19 protein-coding genes are annotated in these 17,662 nt (G+C 62.4%); 14 read left to right on the forward strand and 5 right to left on the reverse strand.

The genetic code is table 11. The features are described 5' to 3' along the window. The first annotated feature begins 74 nt into the window (after positions 1 to 74). From M0H32_RS14410 to recR, 3 genes are all read left to right on the forward strand, one after another. On the forward strand, positions 75 to 1,985 hold the full coding sequence (locus M0H32_RS14410; protein WP_248155148.1) for a DNA polymerase III subunit gamma/tau: 1,911 nt from the start codon (positions 75 to 77) through the stop codon (positions 1,983 to 1,985). Positions 1,986 to 2,074: 89 nt separating this feature from the next. Next, entirely contained in the window at positions 2,075 to 2,395 is a 321-nt protein-coding gene (locus M0H32_RS14415) for a YbaB/EbfC family nucleoid-associated protein (protein ID WP_248155150.1), read from the forward strand. A gap of 22 nt (positions 2,396 to 2,417) precedes the next feature. Then, entirely contained in the window at positions 2,418 to 3,026 is a 609-nt protein-coding gene (gene recR / locus M0H32_RS14420) for a recombination mediator RecR (RefSeq protein WP_248155152.1), read from the forward strand. Between the two features lie 240 nt (positions 3,027 to 3,266). Here recR and M0H32_RS14425 read toward each other — a convergent pair whose 3' ends face one another. Further along, positions 3,267 to 4,004, reverse strand: a complete 738-nt coding sequence (locus tag M0H32_RS14425) for a class I SAM-dependent methyltransferase (protein ID WP_248155154.1) — start codon at positions 4,002 to 4,004, stop codon at positions 3,267 to 3,269. A 431-nt stretch (positions 4,005 to 4,435) separates the two neighbouring features. On the opposite strand from M0H32_RS14425, the gene M0H32_RS14430 reads away from it, so the two are divergent. The 7 genes from M0H32_RS14430 to M0H32_RS14460 all read left to right on the forward strand — a co-directional run bounded on the left by M0H32_RS14430 (position 4,436) and on the right by M0H32_RS14460 (position 10,754). Beyond that, positions 4,436 to 5,149: a sulfate transporter family protein gene (locus M0H32_RS14430; protein ID WP_248155156.1), complete on the forward strand. Its 714-nt coding sequence runs from the start codon at positions 4,436 to 4,438 to the stop codon at positions 5,147 to 5,149. A gap of 68 nt (positions 5,150 to 5,217) precedes the next feature. Further along, positions 5,218 to 6,153: a glutaminase gene (locus M0H32_RS14435; RefSeq protein ID WP_248155158.1), complete on the forward strand. Its 936-nt coding sequence runs from the start codon at positions 5,218 to 5,220 to the stop codon at positions 6,151 to 6,153. 277 nt (positions 6,154 to 6,430) lie between these two features. Beyond that, entirely contained in the window at positions 6,431 to 6,829 is a 399-nt protein-coding gene (gene sdhC / locus M0H32_RS14440; protein ID WP_248155160.1) for a succinate dehydrogenase, cytochrome b556 subunit, read from the forward strand. Between the two features lie 11 nt (positions 6,830 to 6,840). Continuing rightward, positions 6,841 to 7,224 carry a succinate dehydrogenase, hydrophobic membrane anchor protein gene (gene sdhD, locus M0H32_RS14445; protein WP_248155162.1) on the forward strand — a complete coding sequence of 128 codons (384 nt, stop codon included), beginning with the start codon at positions 6,841 to 6,843 and terminating at the stop codon, positions 7,222 to 7,224. Between the two features lie 5 nt (positions 7,225 to 7,229). Continuing rightward, positions 7,230 to 9,056 carry a succinate dehydrogenase flavoprotein subunit gene (sdhA, locus tag M0H32_RS14450; protein ID WP_248155164.1) on the forward strand — a complete coding sequence of 609 codons (1,827 nt, stop codon included), beginning with the start codon at positions 7,230 to 7,232 and terminating at the stop codon, positions 9,054 to 9,056. A gap of 12 nt (positions 9,057 to 9,068) precedes the next feature. After that, positions 9,069 to 9,914, forward strand: coding sequence for an FkbM family methyltransferase (locus M0H32_RS14455; RefSeq protein ID WP_248155166.1), 846 nt, complete (start codon positions 9,069 to 9,071; stop codon positions 9,912 to 9,914). 57 nt (positions 9,915 to 9,971) lie between these two features. Next, positions 9,972 to 10,754 (forward strand): succinate dehydrogenase iron-sulfur subunit, encoded by a 783-nt coding sequence (locus tag M0H32_RS14460; RefSeq protein WP_248155168.1) that lies wholly within the window; start codon positions 9,972 to 9,974, stop codon positions 10,752 to 10,754. Positions 10,755 to 11,029: 275 nt separating this feature from the next. Here M0H32_RS14460 and M0H32_RS14465 read toward each other — a convergent pair whose 3' ends face one another. Then, on the reverse strand, positions 11,030 to 11,815 hold the full coding sequence (locus M0H32_RS14465) for a methyltransferase domain-containing protein (protein ID WP_248155170.1): 786 nt from the start codon (positions 11,813 to 11,815) through the stop codon (positions 11,030 to 11,032). Continuing rightward, positions 11,812 to 13,005: a Rossmann-fold NAD(P)-binding domain-containing protein gene (locus M0H32_RS14470; protein WP_248155172.1), complete on the reverse strand. Its 1,194-nt coding sequence runs from the start codon at positions 13,003 to 13,005 to the stop codon at positions 11,812 to 11,814. The genes M0H32_RS14465 and M0H32_RS14470 overlap by 4 nt, the downstream gene beginning before the upstream one ends. 238 nt (positions 13,006 to 13,243) lie before the next feature. Here M0H32_RS14470 and creD point away from each other — a divergent pair, with 238 nt between their 5' ends. Further along, entirely contained in the window at positions 13,244 to 14,659 is a 1,416-nt protein-coding gene (gene creD, locus M0H32_RS14475) for a cell envelope integrity protein CreD (protein WP_248155174.1), read from the forward strand. A gap of 96 nt (positions 14,660 to 14,755) precedes the next feature. Further along, on the forward strand, positions 14,756 to 15,130 hold the full coding sequence (locus M0H32_RS14480) for a VOC family protein (protein WP_248155176.1): 375 nt from the start codon (positions 14,756 to 14,758) through the stop codon (positions 15,128 to 15,130). Between the two features lie 58 nt (positions 15,131 to 15,188). On the opposite strand, the gene M0H32_RS14485 is transcribed toward M0H32_RS14480, so the two are convergent. Next, positions 15,189 to 15,599 (reverse strand): VOC family protein, encoded by a 411-nt coding sequence (locus M0H32_RS14485; RefSeq protein WP_248155178.1) that lies wholly within the window; start codon positions 15,597 to 15,599, stop codon positions 15,189 to 15,191. Positions 15,600 to 15,764: 165 nt separating this feature from the next. On the opposite strand from M0H32_RS14485, the gene M0H32_RS14490 reads away from it, so the two are divergent. Further along, positions 15,765 to 16,313: a winged helix-turn-helix transcriptional regulator gene (locus tag M0H32_RS14490; protein ID WP_248155180.1), complete on the forward strand. Its 549-nt coding sequence runs from the start codon at positions 15,765 to 15,767 to the stop codon at positions 16,311 to 16,313. A gap of 36 nt (positions 16,314 to 16,349) precedes the next feature. Here the strand turns inward: M0H32_RS14490 and M0H32_RS14495 are convergent, their stop codons facing one another. Continuing rightward, positions 16,350 to 16,802 (reverse strand): hypothetical protein, encoded by a 453-nt coding sequence (locus M0H32_RS14495; RefSeq protein ID WP_248155182.1) that lies wholly within the window; start codon positions 16,800 to 16,802, stop codon positions 16,350 to 16,352. Positions 16,803 to 16,902: 100 nt separating this feature from the next. On the opposite strand from M0H32_RS14495, the gene msrA reads away from it, so the two are divergent. After that, the gene (msrA, locus tag M0H32_RS14500) at positions 16,903 to 17,547 is read left to right on the forward strand and encodes a peptide-methionine (S)-S-oxide reductase MsrA (protein WP_248155184.1); all 645 of its coding nucleotides are present in this window, start codon (positions 16,903 to 16,905) and stop codon (positions 17,545 to 17,547) included. Positions 17,548 to 17,662: the final 115 nt, after the last annotated feature.

The raw sequence follows: 17,662 nt of genomic DNA on the forward strand, positions 1-17,662 counted from the left end.
TTGCTTGAAACCAACCACAGAAAAACTTTCAAAGGACCGTCCCACTTTTCGAAAAAGTCGGTATGGTGCGGCTCATGGACGAGACTGGCTTTCCCGATGAGAGCGGCGCCGAGGCGCCCGGTTTGATGAGTGGCGGCGGAGCGGCGGCAGCTGCGCCCAATGACGGCGCTTATCGTGTGCTGGCCCGCAAATACCGGCCGAAAACCTTTGAGGACCTGGTCGGCCAGGAGCCGATGGTCCAGACTCTGGAAAACGCCTTCGACACCGGCCGCATTGCCCAGGCCTGGATGCTGACCGGCGTGCGCGGTGTCGGCAAGACGACGACCGCCCGCATCCTCGCCCGCGGCCTCAATTACGAGATCCCGGGTGCTGCGGACAAGCCGACGGTCAAACTGACCCAGGAAGGCACGCACTGCAAGGCGATCATGGAAGGCCGCCATGTCGATGTCATCGAGATGGACGCAGCCTCCCACACCGGCATCAACGACATACGCGAGATCATCGATGCGGCCCGCTACCGACCGGCAACGGCGCGCTACAAGGTCTACATCATCGACGAAGTGCACATGCTCTCCAACGCGGCCTTCAACGGTCTTCTGAAGACCCTGGAAGAGCCGCCGGAACATGTGAAATTCATCTTCGCCACCACCGAAATCCGGAAAGTTCCGATCACGGTGCTGTCGCGCTGCCAGCGCTTCGACCTGCGCCGGATCGAACAGTCCAAGCTGATCGGCCTGCTGCGCCGGATCTCGGACGCGGAAGGCATCCAGATCACCGACGAGGCCCTGATGCTGATTGCCCGGGCCGGCGAGGGCTCGGCGCGCGATTCGCTGTCCCTGCTCGATCAGGCCATGGCGCATGGCTCCGGCGCGATCGAGGCGGACCACCTGCGCCAGATGCTTGGCCTGGCCGACCGCGCCCGGGTGATCGATCTTTTCGGCCACGTCATGGCCGGCCGCATCGAGGAAGCCCTCGGTGAATTGCAGGCGCAGTATGAAGTCGGCGCCGACCCAGCAATCGTGCTGACGGACCTGGCGGATTTCACCCACCTGGTCACTCGCATGAAGGTGGCGCCGAAATCGGCGGACGAATCGTCCGTGACCGAGGCTGAGCGCGCCCGCGGCCGCGAATATGCCGACGAGCTGTCGGTACGGCTCCTGTCCCGCGCCTGGCAGATCCTTCTGAAGGGTGTCCAGGAGGTCCAGGCCGCCTCCAAGCCGCTGGCGGCCGCCGACATGGTCCTGGTACGCCTTGCCTATGCCGCCGACCTGCCCGATCCGGGCGAGCTGATGGCGCAGATCCGGAGCGGCCAGACACCGATGGCCGGTAGCGTACCTTCCGGTGGCGGCAGCGCACCGACCGGTGGCGGAGCCCAGGCCATGGCGGTCGGCATGAGCCACGGCTCTGGCGGCGGCGGCAACGGTCCGACCATGCAGGCCTCCGCGCGGCCGCAGCTTTCCGCCATCCAGGGCGGCATGCCGGCCCAGCAGGTGTCGCCCCAGGTGGCGCCGCAACCGGACGTCCAGCCCGCGCCGGCCTATAACCTCAAAAACCTGCATGACTGCGCCGCGCTCGCCTCGGAAAAACGCGACATCCCGATGAAGGTGGCGATCCAGCGGCAGATGCGGCTGGTGAAATTCGAGCCGGGCAAGATCGAAATCCAGCCGACCGAGGACGCACCCGCCGACATCACCGGCGAATTCGGCCGCAAATTGACCGAATGGACCGGCCAGCGCTGGTTCGTGGTGGTCTCGCGCAACCAGGGCCGGCCGACCATCCACGAAGAGAACGAAGCCAATCAGCAGCAGCTTCTCTCCGACGCCAAGTCGCATCCGACGGTCGCGTCGCTGCTCGCCGCCTTTCCGGGCGCGAAGGTGGTCGACGTCACGGTCAAGGTTTCAGAAGAGGCCGATGCGGCTCTGGCCGACCCGATGGTCAGCGATCCGCTCCTGAGCGAAGCGCTTGGCGATGACGAAGACGATTGATCGGGACGGATAGTTCTCTTACATGCAGGTCCAGAACGAGTTTTGACGCGCGGCAGGGCGCCGCTGCGGGTGATTGAAGGAGAGATCCAATGGATTTCCTGAAAATGATGAAGCAGGCCAAGCAGATGCAGGAGCAGATGGGCTCGCTTCAGGAAAAGATTGTCGAGATCGAGGTCGAAGGCACCGCCGGCGCCGGTCTGGTCAAGGTCACGCTGAACGGCAAGGGCGACCTGAAGGGCATCGCTATCGATCCCTCGCTTCTGAAGGAAGACGAAAAGGAAATCCTGGAAGACCTGATCATCGCCGCCCACACGGAAGCACGCGCCAAGGTCGAACAGGCCATTCAGGAACAGACCCAGGAACTGATGGGCGGCCTCGGTCTCCCCGCTGGCATGAAACTGCCGTTCTGAGGCCGGGACGGGGCAGGGCCGGATGGCGCAAAAACAGGTTGCTGGACCGGAAATCGAGCGGCTGATTCAGCTCCTGGCGAAACTGCCGGGGCTCGGGCCGCGGTCGGCCCGCCGCGCCGCGCTGCATCTCATCAAGAAAAAGGACCAGCTGCTGCTGCCGCTCGCCGAGGCCATGGGCGTCGCGGTCCGCGACATCGGCATCTGTTCCACCTGCGGCACCGTCGACACGTCGGATCCCTGCACCATTTGTTCCGACCCGAAACGGGACCCCGGGGTTCTGATCGTGGTCGAGGATGTCGCCGATCTCTGGGCGTTGGAACGGGCCGGGGCGGTCAATGCCCGCTACCATGTGCTCGGTGGCACCCTGTCGCCGCTGGACGGTGTCGGACCGGAAGACCTCAATCTTGCCAGCCTGATCGAGCGCTGCGGCGCGGAGGATCTCAACGAGGTCATCCTGGCGATCAACGCCACGGTCGAAGGTCAGACGACCGCCCATTACATCATGGATCAGCTTGCTCACCTTGACGTCAACGTTACGCGTCTGGCCCATGGCGTTCCGGTCGGTGGCGAGCTGGATTATCTGGACGAGGGCACCTTGGCCCAGGCCTTGAGGGCGCGGACGCGGTTTTGAGGCGCAACGGGTCTGGTGAACTTTGCTGCTGAAGCCTTTTTGAGGTGATCCGTCACCCCGGTGATCATCCCGGCCTTGAGCCGGGACCCAATCCACTTCGCCACGCGGCAAGAGAAATTGGCTCGAGCGCTGACAACCTGCATCGCATTGCCTCTTCCCCTCGCTCTGGAAACCAATGGGTCCCCGATCGCGCTGCGCTTGTCGGGGATGACACCTGAGGGGAGGCGGCGCTTTGCTTTCCTACCGCTCGAATAAAAACGCCGAACAGAACAGGTCGCCCGGAAAGCGGAACAGTTCCTGGACACGGCTGAATCCGGCACGCTCCCCCATTGCAATCCAGTCTTCCGGCGGTTCCGGATAGTCGTAGGTGCGGATGTGGTTCCACAGATGGGCGTATTCCCTCTCCGTCAGAGAGGAGAACCGGCGGCGCAATTCTCCCTCCCAGCGGGAGGTGAACTGGCTCCGTGTTTCGCTCGCCCGGCAGACCGGTTCCGCGCAGACAAAAATTCCGCCGGGTCTGAGTGCACCGCGAAGGGCCAGCAGCATGTCCTGCTTCTGCGCCCGGTCCAGATGGTGGATGGAAAACCCGCACCAGATGATGTCGCAGCTTTGCGGACGCGCCAGTACGGCATCGCGCATGTCTTCTTCTGACAGGGTCACGGCAAAGGGAACTTCCGCCATGACCTCGGCGGCGCATTTGAGTGCCGGGCGGGACAGGTCAATGCCCTCATAGCGGGACACCTTGCTGCCCTTCAGAACGCAACGCGCAAGGCTGGCGTCGCCGCAGGCGAGATCCAGAAACGTGAACGGCCGGTCGAAGCGGGTCTCGATCAGCCTGCGCAGGATCTGGCCGAGCTCGCGATGATGCATCTCGTTGGCGCGCACCAGCTTGTGGTAGATCCCCCATTCGTATTGAAACATGTCGAGAGCCTCGGACGCGGCAGCAGGGGTGTCTGCAACAGATTGAAGCTGTGTCATGAAGGCTCCCGAAGTTCTTAACGGGTGAGACCGGTAGACCGGCCACAACCAAATTGGTGGCTTGAGGCGATTATACAACGAAAGGTTGATGATTGTTTACTTCGGCCGCGTAGGGTGTTGAATGTCGCGCAACTACACAAATACTCACGGTGTCCCCCCGGCCAAGCGCAGCGCGAGCCGGGGCCTACTCTCAGGACCGCTTGTTGGAGCGACGGAGTTTGCTTGTGGTTTACATCGCAAAACAGGCTCTCTGGAAATGAGTAGGTCCCGGGTCTCCCTTCGGTCGCCCGGGGTGACACATGTGATATCTGATAGTCCGAAAGCCACTGCCCATGGGTGGTGGTTGCTTTCAACCGGTACCCACCCGCCCTTGCGCCGATCCTCTCCACCCCCTATGTCGGGGCGGTCTTTCTCAAACCGTCGAAGGTGCCATGTTCCAAGCCGCTGCCCGTGCCATGTCCGAGGTGTTCGAACCGCCGTTCCGGGCGATCTTCTGGAAGATGCTCGGCTTCACGCTCGGCATTCTGGTGGTGATCTGGATCGTGCTGCAGTGGCTGGTGACGCATTTTCTGGGCGTGGCGGCGACCGAATATGGCGGCGGCGCCGGTTGGGTCGGCTGGATCGAATGGTCGATCTCGATCCTGACCGGCATTGGCGCCGTGTTCGTGCTCGGCTTCCTGATCGCGCCGATTTCCGCCCTCTTCGCCGGCCTCTTTCAGGACGAGATCGCCGATATCGTCGACCGGAAGGATTATCCGGGCGACCGGCCCGGCAGGGCATTGCCGTTCACGCAGGCGGTGATGCAGACGATCAAGTTCACCGGCGTGGTTATTCTGGGCAACCTGTTCGCGCTGATCCTGCTGCTGGTTCCAGGCGTCAACCTGGTCGCGTTCTTCCTGGTCAACGGCTATCTGCTCGGCCGGGAATTCTTCGAATTCGCCGCCATGCGCTTCATGCCGGCGGCCGAGGCAAAGGCCTTCCGCAAGGCACGTGGGGGCACGGTGTTTCTCGCCGGCCTGATCATCGCAGGCCTTCTGGCCGTGCCGATCCTCAATCTGGTGACGCCGATCTTCGCGACCATCTTCATGCTGCATCTCTACAAGAGACTGGCCGCCGAGCGGCAACGGGTCGCCGGAACCCCTTAACCGCCGCAAACAGGCCTTGCATCAACGGCCACAATCTGACCAAGTGCCCCTCCGTTAGGGAGGAATGCATGCAGGACCTGCTGACCGAGATCGCCGAGGCGGCGGCCGCCAATCCGGACAAGGGCGCGGTCGCGACCTATATTCCGGAACTCGCCGGCATCGACCCGGACCAGTTCGGCATGGCCATTGCCCTGGCCGACGGCCGGGTGTTCACCTCGGGCGACGCCGATGTGCCGTTCTCGATTCAGTCGGTCTCGAAAGTGTTTGCCCTGGCATTGGCGCTCGGCCGGGTCGGCGATCAGCTCTGGTACCGGGTCGGCCGCGAGCCATCCGGGCTTTCCTTCGATTCGATCCTGCTGCTGGAGCGCGAGGACGGTATTCCGCGCAATCCCTTCATCAATGCCGGCGCGCTGGTGACCACCGATACCTATCTGTCGGGTTCGAGCCCGCGCGAGGCACTCGGCGAGCTGCTGCGCTTCATCCGCGCCGCGGCCGACGATGACAGCATTCACATGAACGAGAAGGTGGCCAAGTCCGAGATCGCGACCGGCCACCGCAATTTCTCGCTGGCCCATTATCTCGCCTCGCACGGCAATCTGCGCTCCTCGGTCGACAAGGTGCTCGGCACCTATTGCCATCAATGCGCGGTGGAAATGACTTGCCGCCAGCTGGCGATCGCCGGCCGGTTCCTGGTTGACGCGCCGAACATGCCGTCCCTTGTCTCGGTGGAACGTCGACGCCGCATCAACGCGCTGATGATGACCTGCGGCCATTACGACGGCTCCGGCGATTTTGCCTTCCGGGTCGGCATGCCGGGCAAGAGCGGCGTCGGCGGCGGCATCCTGGTGATCTCGCCCAGCAGGGCGGCCATCGCCGTGTGGTCGCCGGGGCTGAACCGCTACGGAAATTCAAAGCTCGGCACGGAAGCCATGGAGCTCTTCGCGCACCGCACCGGCTGGTCCGTTTTCGGCGTGCCCCATGGCGGGGACGGCGTTCACGTCTAGGTCACTTTTCATCACCAGGTGAATTTAAAACGATATAGAAGTGGTTGCGGGCCACTTTGGCCTATAGGATATTTTGACGTTTGCGAGCGTTGGCGCTAGAACCCCTCTAGACAACGCTTTGATTTGCTTACGTTTGCGTAAACGTAAACCGGAGCGGAATGCGCTAAGGATGCGTCGTTGCCATCGGCGATCCGCCGTGCCGCCAGGCACGACAGGTCAGTGAGAACGGTGCGTTTTTCGCTCAATTCGCTCTAGCGTCGTACGGGAGAGGAATTCCATGTCGAACGCCGATATGAGGGGCAACCGCCCCCTGTCGCCCCATCTTCAGATATACAAACCCATTCTGACGATGGTCATGTCCATCCTGCACCGCATCACCGGCGCAGCGCTTTATTTCGGCACCATCCTGCTCGCCTGGTGGCTGATTGCCGCGGCGGCCGGTCCGGCCTACTTCGATTTGGTCAATGGCATCTACGGTTCGTTCATCGGCCGCTTGATCCTGTTCGGCTTCACCTGGGCGCTTGTGCATCACATGCTCGGCGGCCTGCGCCACTTCATCTGGGACATGGGCGCCGGCTTCGGCAAGGAAGCCCGCGAATGGCTCGCCAAGGCGACCATCATCGGTTCCGTAGTCCTGACCCTGGTGCTCTGGGTCATCGGCTACATGGTTCGCTGAAGGAGAGTGTCATGAGCGATATGCGCACACCCTTGAACAAGGTCCGCGGGCTCGGTTCGGCCAAGGAAGGCACCGATCATTTCTGGAAACAGCGCCTGACGGCCGTTGCCAATGTCTTCCTGATCTCCTTCTTCGTGATTCTCGTCATCTCCATGCAGGGCTCTTCCCAAGCGGATGTGGTCGAGACGCTGAAGAACCCGCTCGTATCCATCATCCTGCTCCTGGTGATCCTCTCCGGCGTCTATCACATGAAGCTCGGCATGCAGGTGATCATCGAGGACTACGTGCACGGCGAAGGCCTCAAGTTCCTCACCCTGATGGCGAACACCTTCTTCTGTGCCTTTATCGGTTTCGGCTGCGTCTTCGCAGTGCTCAAGATTGGCTTTGGAGGCTGACCCGGATGGCCAAGAGTTATGAATTTGTCGACCACACCTATGACGTGGTCGTGGTCGGTGCCGGCGGCGCGGGGCTGCGGGCAACGCTCGGCATGGCCGAGCAGGGCCTCAGAACGGCCTGCATCACCAAGGTGTTCCCGACCCGCTCCCACACGGTCGCCGCCCAGGGCGGCATCGCCGCGTCCTTGAAGAACATGACGCCGGACTGCTGGGAATGGCACATGTACGACACGGTGAAGGGTTCCGACTGGCTCGGCGACACCGACGCCATGGAATATCTTGCCCGTGAAGCACCGAAGGCGGTCTATGAGCTGGAGCATTACGGTGTGCCGTTCTCCCGCACCGAGGAAGGCAAGATCTACCAGCGCCCGTTCGGCGGGCACATGCAGAACTACGGCGAAGGCCCTCCCGTGCAGCGCACCTGCGCGGCGGCCGACCGCACCGGTCACGCCATCCTGCACACGCTTTATGGCCAGTCCCTGCGCAACAATGCCGAATTCTACATCGAGTATTTCGCGCTCGACCTGATCATGTCCGAGGACGGCGCCTGTCAGGGCGTGATCGCCTGGAACCTCGACGACGGCACCATCCACCGCTTCGCGGCCAAGATGGTCGTGCTGGCGACCGGCGGTTACGGCCGGGCCTTCTTCTCGGCAACCTCCGCCCACACCTGCACCGGCGACGGCGGCGGCATGGTTTCCCGTGCCGGCCTGCCGCTGCAGGACATGGAATTCGTTCAGTTCCACCCGACCGGCATCTACGGCTCCGGCTGCCTGATCACCGAAGGCGCCCGCGGCGAGGGCGGCTATCTGGTCAATTCCCAGGGCGAACGCTTCATGGAGCGTTATGCACCTTCGGCCAAGGACCTGGCCTCCCGCGACGTGGTCTCGCGCTGCATGACCATGGAAATCCGGGAAGGCCGCGGTGTCGGCAAGAACAAGGACCACATCTTCCTGCACCTGGATCACCTCGATCCGGCGCTGCTGGCCGAGCGTCTGCCGGGCATTTCGGAATCAGCCCGCATCTTTGCCGGCGTTGATGTCACCAAGGATCCGATCCCGGTGCTGCCGACCGTCCACTACAACATGGGCGGCATCCCGACCAACTATTGGGGCGAGGTGCTGAACGCGGACGGCGACAACCCGAACCGGATCCAGGAAGGCCTGATGGCCGTCGGCGAAGCGGGCTGTGCGTCTGTTCACGGCGCCAACCGTCTCGGCTCCAACTCGCTGATTGACCTGGTGGTCTTCGGCCGCGCGGCCGCCATCAAGGCCGGCGAAGTGGTCGATCCGAAGGAAGCCGTGCCGACGCCGAACGAAGCGTCCTGCGAAAAGATCATGGACCGCTTCGACAAGCTGCGGCACGCGGACGGGGCGATCGCGACAGCGGATCTGCGCGACAAGATGCAGCGCGCCATGCAGGAAGACGCCGCCGTCTTCCGCACCCAGGAAAGCCTGGAACAGGGCTGCAAGCGTTTGACCGAGATCTGGGGCGAGATGAAGGACCTGAAGGTTTCCGACCGCTCGATGATCTGGAACTCCGATCTGGTGGAAACGCTGGAGCTGGAGAACCTGATGGCCAACGCCATCACCACGGTCTATGGCGCGGAAGCCCGCAAGGAAAGCCGCGGCGCCCATGCGCGAGAGGACTACAAGGACGGTCCGTTCTCCGGCCGCAACGACGAGGAATGGCGCAAGCACACGCTGTCCTGGGTCGATGAGAACGGCAACGTCAAGCTGGACTACCGCCCGGTGGTGCTCGACCCGCTGACGACCCTGGAACAGGGCGGCATCGACCCGAAGAAGATCGCGCCGAAAGCGCGTGTCTACTAGGGAGCGGCACGCGTGAGCCAGGCGGCAACTCTTCCCGATACCAGATCCCCGTTCGGCACCTATCCCGCCGAACGGCTGGTGCGGGCTGCCTGGCGCCTGGCCGACCGGCACGACCTGTCTCGCGGCCTGCGCAAGCGCATCCGTGCCCTGGTGGCCCGTTTCTTCAAGGGGCCCTATGACCTGGAAGCGGAAGGCCTGAAGTTTAGGATCTATCCGGGCGAGAATTATGACGACCGCAAGATCCTCGCCAAGGGCCGCTTGCCGGAGCGCGAGGAGCACAGGCTGCTCGAACCGCATCTCGGAGAAGGCAAGGTCTTTGTCGATGTCGGCGCCAATATCGGCTCCTATTCGATCTTTGCCGCCAGGTCCGGTGCCGACGTGCTGGCCATCGAGGCCAACCCGCAGACAGCGACCAAGCTGGGCTTCAACGTCAAGGCCAACGAGCTGGACAACGTCAAGATCGTCAACTCGGCGGTCGGCCCGCGCGAAGACACGCTGCCCTTGTGGCAGGAGCCCAGCAATTGTGGTTTCGCCACCTTTGTCGAGGACCTGACCACGGGCGAATGGGCCGGCGACTGGTCGCCGACCTTCGTCAAGGTGCGGCCGCTCACGGGCATCGCCCACGATCTTGGCCTCAACCGGATCGATGTTCTGAAAGTGGATGTGGAAGGCTTCGAGGACCGTGTCCTCTTGCCCTTCCTGCGTCACGCGGAAAGGTCGCTGTGGCCCCGCGTGATCCTTCTTGAAACCAATTGCCGGCCCTATTGGACCGAGGATTGCCTGCCCGAGCTGGCAAACCGGGACTACAGGATCACCGGCCGGACGAATGACAACATGATTTTCGAGCTCGCTGCCTGAGTTCGAACACATTCAGGCCCGGACGCGAAATCAGGGCCCAACGCGGAGCATGTACAAATGGTTCAGCTGACGCTACCCAGGAACTCCACGGTGACCGAGGGCAAGGTGTGGGACAAGCCGGAAGGCGCGACCAACCTGCGCGAATACCGGATCTACCGCTGGAACCCGGATGACGGCCGCAACCCGCGGGTCGACACCTATTTTGTCGATGCGGACGATTGCGGGCCGATGGTGCTCGACGGGCTCATCTACATCAAGAACAAGATCGACCCGACGCTGACCTTCCGCCGGTCCTGCCGCGAAGGCATCTGCGGCTCCTGCGCCATGAACATCGACGGCACCAACACCCTGGCCTGCACCAAGGGCACGGACGAGATCGCCGGCGACGTCGTCAAGATCTATCCGCTGCCGCACATGGCGGTCGTCAAGGATCTGGTCCCGGACCTGACCAACTTCTACGCCCAGCACCGCTCCATCGAGCCCTGGCTGAAAACGGTCTCGCCGGCGCCGGAAAAGGAATGGCGCCAGTCCCACGAGGACCGGGTCAAGCTGGACGGCCTCTACGAGTGCATCCTCTGCGCCTGCTGCTCGACCTCCTGCCCGAGCTACTGGTGGAACGGCGACCGTTACCTCGGCCCGGCCATCCTGCTGCAGGCCTATCGCTGGCTGATCGACAGCCGCGACGAGGCCACCGGCGAGCGCCTGGACAATCTGGAAGACCCGTTCCGGCTTTACCGCTGCCACACCATCATGAACTGCAGCCAAGCCTGCCCGAAAGGCCTCAACCCGGCCAAGGCAATCGCCGAGATCAAGAAGATGATGGTCGAACGCCGGGTTTGATTTTCTGGTGTTCTGGAGTTTGGAAAGGCCGTCCCTCGGGGCGGTCTTTGTGTTTTCCGCTCCGTCATTCCGGACGCTCTGCAGCGCAGCTGCAGGACCAGATCCGGAATCCAGCGCGTACTTCGCGCCGCAGGCGCGCCTTTATTAATAAAGCCAGATACTTGAACGGTATTGTGCTCGCTTTCGCTCGCGCTGATGCCCTGGGTTCCGGATCGGCGCGCAGCGGCGCTGCACTTGTCCGGAATGACCCGTCGAGGGGGCGTGGATACCGCTCTTCACCCCTTCGCCCGGCACACTAGCAGCGAACTGTTGCACCAGCCACGGAAGCCCGACAGCTGGCCAAGGGCGCGTGTCAGCCTTTTTTCCATCGGTTTCAGCGGTCCCCATTCGAACGTCTTGCCACGCAGGTGATGGAACAGCTTGCCGTGGCGATTGCGCTCCTCGTACCAGGGGCTCAGCATCGGCAGGTAAGGCAGGCAGGAGAGGTAGCCGATGCCGTGCACGGCCTCGATGGTGACCGCCCGGCCGACAATCTCCGACCATTCCTTGAGCGTCATGCGCACATGATGCTCCGGATAATGCAGATGGGGCAGCTTCAGCCGATCGAGCCGGTAGAGCTGCGGCACCACGGCCAGGATCAGGCCGCCGTGGGCGACCACCTGGCCGCATTGGCGCATCACCGATTCGATCGCCGGGCCCTGGCCGGGCAGGTGCTCCAGCACATCCAGAAGCGTGATCACGTCCGGGCGCCAGGGCAGGTCCGCCCGATGCTCGGAAAGGCGTGTGGCGTCGAGCACGATGTCCGGTTCAAAGCTGGCCTCATAGTCAGCGCCGCAATAGTCGAATTCGAGGCCCGTCTCTCTCAGGTAGGTCCTTGAGATCGAGGTCGAACAGCCGATGTCGAGGATCCGTGGCGGCCGGCCGAGATCCGGAGCCCGTTCACGGATCTGCCGCGCCACCACATCGAATTTCACGGTGCCATAGAGATTGCGCTCCGCCTGCGCGAGTTTCCTGACCAGGTATTCGGAATGAACGGTGACCTCCGCCGGGGCGTCCGTCACATCTCGTCTCTCTGCTCGATCCAGAGTTGGGTGCACGCTGCCTCTCCTTCTGTGTCCAGTCGGTGAATGCCGGGTTCGTAGGTGTAGGTGGTGAGATCGGCCATCAGCACGATCAGCTCACCGAGGATCAGCTCGACGATCTCATCGGCGACACTGCCGGAGCCCGGAACGAAATTGACCGGATAGCCGTCATTGACCAGGCAGATCTGCCGGTCCTGCCCGGTGCCTTCGCCGTTAAGCTGAAAGGCGCGGATCGAGGGATGGAGTTCGTAGGACGGATGGGCTTCCAGGAAATCGACGTCGATTTCGATCCGGCGCGAGCTGGCACTGGCCACCAGACAGCCGTTGCGCAGCTGCCGGAGCACCTTTTGGGTGACGGACAGGCGTCCGGCAGCGCCAACCACAAGGTCGCAGGCGCCGAGATCGCCAGATACGAGGCTGGCGTCGAAACCGGAGAGGCGCGCCTCGGCGACCTTCAGCGGATTGATGTCGATCAGCGAGGGGATCACATCGAGGCGGCGCAGGCCCTTGGCCACGCCGAAACCGATCCAGCCCGCTCCGAAGACGGCGGCCCGGCGTCCGGCCAGGCTGTTGCCGAGATCGCGCATCAGGCCGTCCAGGCAGCGAGCAATGGTCTCGCCGCAACGCGCCGCCTCCAACCGTTTCAACTCGCTGTCGGCGCAATGCAGGACAGGGATCTTGAGGTCAATCTGTGCGGCGCGCCAGACACCCTGCTTGGTGATCTCGACCACGCCTTCAACGAGGTCTAGCTGATCGGCAAACGTCTCATGCAGCACTTCGACCACATAGCCGCCGACCTCCTGAATGACCAGTTTCTGGCGAGAGGCGCGGCAAGCAAGAAGGCTCTTTGCAAGAAGGTCCACCAGCACCGATTTGAACGCGTCTTCCGTTTTCGGACAATGCACCCGCTCGCCATAGCGGTCCTGCCATTTCAGCCTTGTCGCATCGCTGCCGGAAGAATAGGGGATGCCGACGATGGCATCGAAGTCCATGACGCCGGCCAGTGCGTCGATCATGCGCATCGTGTCGTCAAACAAATGGGCAACCAGCAGGTAGCGGTGGGCATCGCTCCGGCCGAGATTGAGCCGCCTGACCAGCGCAGGCAGATAGTCCGCACGGCGGGCATAGGCGGGCGCGGCCTGAAAAGGCGGCTTTTGCAATGTATTCATTGATATATTTCCCAATGCTCTTGCCATTTTGGCATTCAGTTCATGACAAGAACAAGTCCCGGTTGAGAAAATAGGACGGGAAAGGCGTGAGGCAAACGGGCCGCCGCCGGTCATGCACAGTTTCTGCGAAAACAATGCTGAGGAGACCGGCAAACCCGGCCCGATTGCGCCCTGATGACACGCGACGCTCGAGCCGTTCCCGGACGCATTGACCGTCCTCTGGCAGAGGGTTGACTGAATGACACATGAAACTGACACCGCAACGGCCGCGGCCCGGCCAGCCGGCACACCGCCGCCGTTCCAGCCGCGGGGCTTCCTGAATTCTCCAGGAGTAAAATTCGTTCTGATCGGCATCCTGACCGTGATGCTGATGGTGCCGTGCCTGTTTGTCTGGGCACTGGTGGAGGAACGGGCCGAGCGTGCGCGTGACGTCGCCCGGGACATCGCCGGCTCCTGGGGCGGCACACAACAGATCAACGGGCCCTATCTCGTCGTCCCCTTCAGTGAAACATTGGCCATCGGATCGGGCGACAAGGCCAAATCGGAGGTCCATTGGCGCACGGCGGTCCTGTTTCCCGAAACGCTGTCCGTTTCGGGCGATGTCCAGGTCGAGGAACGGCGGAAGTCGATCTACTCGCTGCCCGTCTATGCCAGCGCGCTCGACCTGAGCGGCCGCTTCGCCGCGCCGCCCGAGACCATGTTCGAACCGGAAAAAGGCGGTACGATCGATATTGCCGCCGACAGGGCCGTTCTCGTCGTTGGCATCGGCGACGTGCGTGCCCTGAAGAGCGAGGTGGCGCTGACCATGGATGGCGGCACGGCCGTTCCGTTCGAGCCGGGTACCGGTCCCCTGCTCAATGGCGGTGGGGCCTCCGGGATCAATGTGGCCGTGCCCGCCCTCAAGTGGCGCAAGGGCTTTTCCTTCCAGATCCCGCTCACGCTCAATGGCTCGACCGCCGTCTTTGTTGCGCCGGCGGGACAAAGCACCTCCGTCGCGCTTTCCTCCAACTGGCCGCATCCGGGCTTTACCGGAGCCTTTCTGCCGGACCGGCGAACGATCACCGAGACCGGCTTTGAAGCCGACTGGAGCATTCCCTATCTGGCGCGCGGCATCCCGAAAACCCTGGTCACCGACAGGTTGCCCCTACAGGACAAGCAGCTGGGGGTCAGGTTTGTCGAACCGGTGAATTTCTACCAGACCATCTCCCGGTCGCTGAAATATGCCGTTGGCTTCATCAGTCTGACCTTCCTGGCAGTGTTCGTCCTGGAAATGCGTTCCGGCTGGAGCTTCCACTGGATCCAGTACGGCCTGGTCGGCGTGGCGCTGATCACCTTCTATGTCATGTTGCTGGCCCTGGCCGAACATGTCGGCTACGGCCTTGCCTACCTGGTGGCGGCGGGCGCGGCCACCGCGCTCAATGCGGTCTATGTCGGCTCCTCGCTGAAAAGCCGGTCGGCCGGAGCCGTGATGACCGTGGTTTTGGCGGCGATCTTCGGCGTGTTGTTCGCGCTGATGAACGAACAGGATTATGCGCTCCTGATCGGTTCGGTCATTGCCTTCCTGGCCCTGGCGGTGACCATGTTCGTCACGCAGAAGATCGACTGGAGCGGACGGGGAGTGGAGGGGAGGGCGCCGGCCGCAAACGCCGCTTGAGACAGTGCTGTCACTCAAAAACAGACAGGGCGGGTCTTGCGACCCGCCTTATTTTGTTCGATATTTGTTCCATCTCAAATCAGGAGGAAGAACACAATGCACAGAAGCCGGCTGGGGGAATTGGTCATTGACTGCGAAGGCGGGGACATCGACTCCCATGCCGCCTTCTGGGCGCAGACTTTGGGGCGGAAGGTCGAGGCCGAACCGAAAAACCCGCGCTATCGCCGCCTGATCGGAGAAGCGGGCGAAATCGGCGTTCTGCTGCAGGCAGTCGACCATCCCGCTCGGGTCCATCTGGATATCGAGACCGACGATCTGTCACAGGAGGTCGCCCGGCTGGAAAAGCTTGGTGCGCTCATCGTGGAGCGGTTCGAAAACTGGACGGTGATGGAAGCGACCAGTGGTCACCGGTTCTGTGTTGTCAAATCGCAGCTCACCGAAGGCGATGCGGCAACAAGGTCGTGGCCGTAGATCTGTAGGACATTGCCGCTTGCGTGGGGTCGCAAGCGGCACTGCACCTCAGAACCGCTCACTTCGGAAGAGCGTAGAACCCGAGTGCGTTTCCGAACGGATCGGCAAACTCCGAATAGGTGACAACGCCCGGAACCTCGACGGCTTCGCCCGTCGCGATGCCGGCATCGGCGCGTGTGCCTTGAGCGGCCGTCATATCGTCGACCAGATATCGGATGACCGCTCCCTGCGGTTGTTGGCCTTCCGGCTCGAACAATTGCAGCCAGACACCCGGCGCGACCTTGAACTCGACAAGACCGGGAGCCGGTCTGATCACTTCGGTGTCCGGTCCCAGGAAAGCTCCGTACCAACGCTCGGCTTCACTCAGCGAGGGAACAGGTACGCCAACGGTGATTTCCTGGAAGGGTTCTGCCTGGCTGACTGCCGTCAAGGCAAGAAAAGCTAGGGACGACAAAGAGAGCAGGCGCATGTGCGAGTTCCTTTCCTCAAACCGTGACCGGCTCCGAAAGTGCTGGAATTCCTCGGGAGAGAGGGTCCACTCGCACACCTTTTGCGGAGGCTGCCGACGGCGATTTCTCGTTGATATGTAAAGCGTAAGATTTGCTTTTCACGCAAATTATACTAACTATACTTTATGGACATAAACCTGTTTGTCAACATCACGTCCAAGGCCTGGTCGCTGGCCATCCTGTCGAGCCTGCATGCGGGAGTTCCCGGCCGGCAGGCGGCACTGCTGACGGCGACCGGAGCCGGCAGAACGGCTTTCTCCCAAAGCCTGGACCATCTGACCCGGATCGGGTTGCTGGAGCGCAACCCCGGCCACGGCCATCCCTTGCGGCCGGAATTCAGACTCACGGCACCGGGGTTGGAGGCGGCGGCGCTCGCGAGCCGGATCCAGGCAATTGCCGGAGACGACGACCGGGTCCTGCTCCGCCGGTCCTGGACCTTGCCGGTCCTGTCGTCGCTTCAAGGTCCGCGCCAGTTTTGCAGCATCAAAAGGGACCTGCGCACGATCACGGATCGTGCGCTGTCGCAATCCTTGAAGGCGATGGAGGACCGCAACTGGGTTGAAAGAAGCGTCGATGGCGCCGCCCGGCCGCCAAGATCGATCTACACAGCCGTCAATACGGGAGCAATGATCACCGACATCGTCCGGCCCGCCATTGTGTTTGCCGGGGTTTGACCCAGACTTTGCGCCGCGACAACGCGCGGCCGCCCATCAGTCGGCGTTCTGATCGAGCAGTTTGAAGAGCCGCTCGAGATCGCCATTCAGAACACCGCTTGAGACGGCCGCTGCCTCAAGCCGGCAGGGCTGGTCGCCGATGTCGTGGAGAAAATAGACAGGTTTGCGCAGGGCGTAACCGCAGGCGGCTTCCATGAGCGTGTTCGCTCCGACATATCCTGGTATGTCGTGCTTTTCGGTGTTTGCGATCAAAACCACATCGCCCCGACGGATCACCTCAAAATAGTCGGAGAGAAACGCTTTCTTGCGGGCGACCGCCTGCATCGGTGAGAGAGCGGTCCAGTCGAAGCCGGCTTCTTCCGGAACCGGCGTGGACACCGTGTGGCCGTCGCGGCGCAATTGACCCGCCAGCCGTTCCATGAGGTCGAGCGTCGACATGGAGCCGCATATCACGATGTGGCGTTGTGCGGATTGGAGCGTGTTTGCCATCACGGCAGCCTCACGGTCATGTGCGGAAAGAAGAAGGCGAGTTGAGTGGACTGTGGTTCGAGACGCGTTACCTCTGTCAGCAACGATTGGAGGATCTATCATGAAGCGTGTTCTGACGCTAACCCTTGCCGCTCTTGTCTCCGGTGTGGCGCCGGCAACGAGCGCACACGCCGAAACCGCCATTCTGGCAGGCGGATGTTTCTGGTGTGTGGAATCGGACCTTGAAAAACTCCCGGGCGTTCGCGACGTGGTCTCGGGATATGCGGGCGGCACGACGCAGAACCCGACCTACAAGTCCTATGAACGCGGCGGCCACCGCGAAGTGGTTAAGGTCGATTTCGACGAGACCAGGATCAGCTATGGCGAGTTGGTCGGCATATTTCTGAGGACCGTCGACGTGACCGATTCCGGCGGCCAGTTCTGCGACCGCGGTTTTTCCTATTCCACCGCCATCTATCCCCTGGACGAAGCGCAAGCCAAGCAGGCAAAGGCGGAGATCGAGACGGCGAACAAACAGCTCGGCGGCAAGGTGGTCACGCCCGTCGAACAGTCTGCCGTATTCTGGCCGGCCGAGGATTATCACCAGAACTATTACAAGAGCCCCGTGCGCACGCTGACAAGGTTCGGTTACGTCTCGCGCGCGGACGCCTACAAAGGCTATCGCAAGGGCTGCGGACGGGATGCGCGCGTGAAGGCGGTCTGGGGCAGCGAGGCCTACAAGGGGTTGCCGAAGGCCGGCTCATAACGCGTCGGCCGAACTGTGTTCCAGATCACGGAAAAAAGGACTGTTCCCGGATTAGAATGACTGTGTTTGCCGTAACGTAACTTTTGTCCTACATTTTATTGTGGGCTTGCGTCTC

Origin of the sequence: Roseibium sediminicola, from assembly GCF_023156505.1 — a bacterium.
Taxonomy (GTDB): Bacteria; Pseudomonadota; Alphaproteobacteria; order Rhizobiales; family Stappiaceae; genus Roseibium; species Roseibium sediminicola.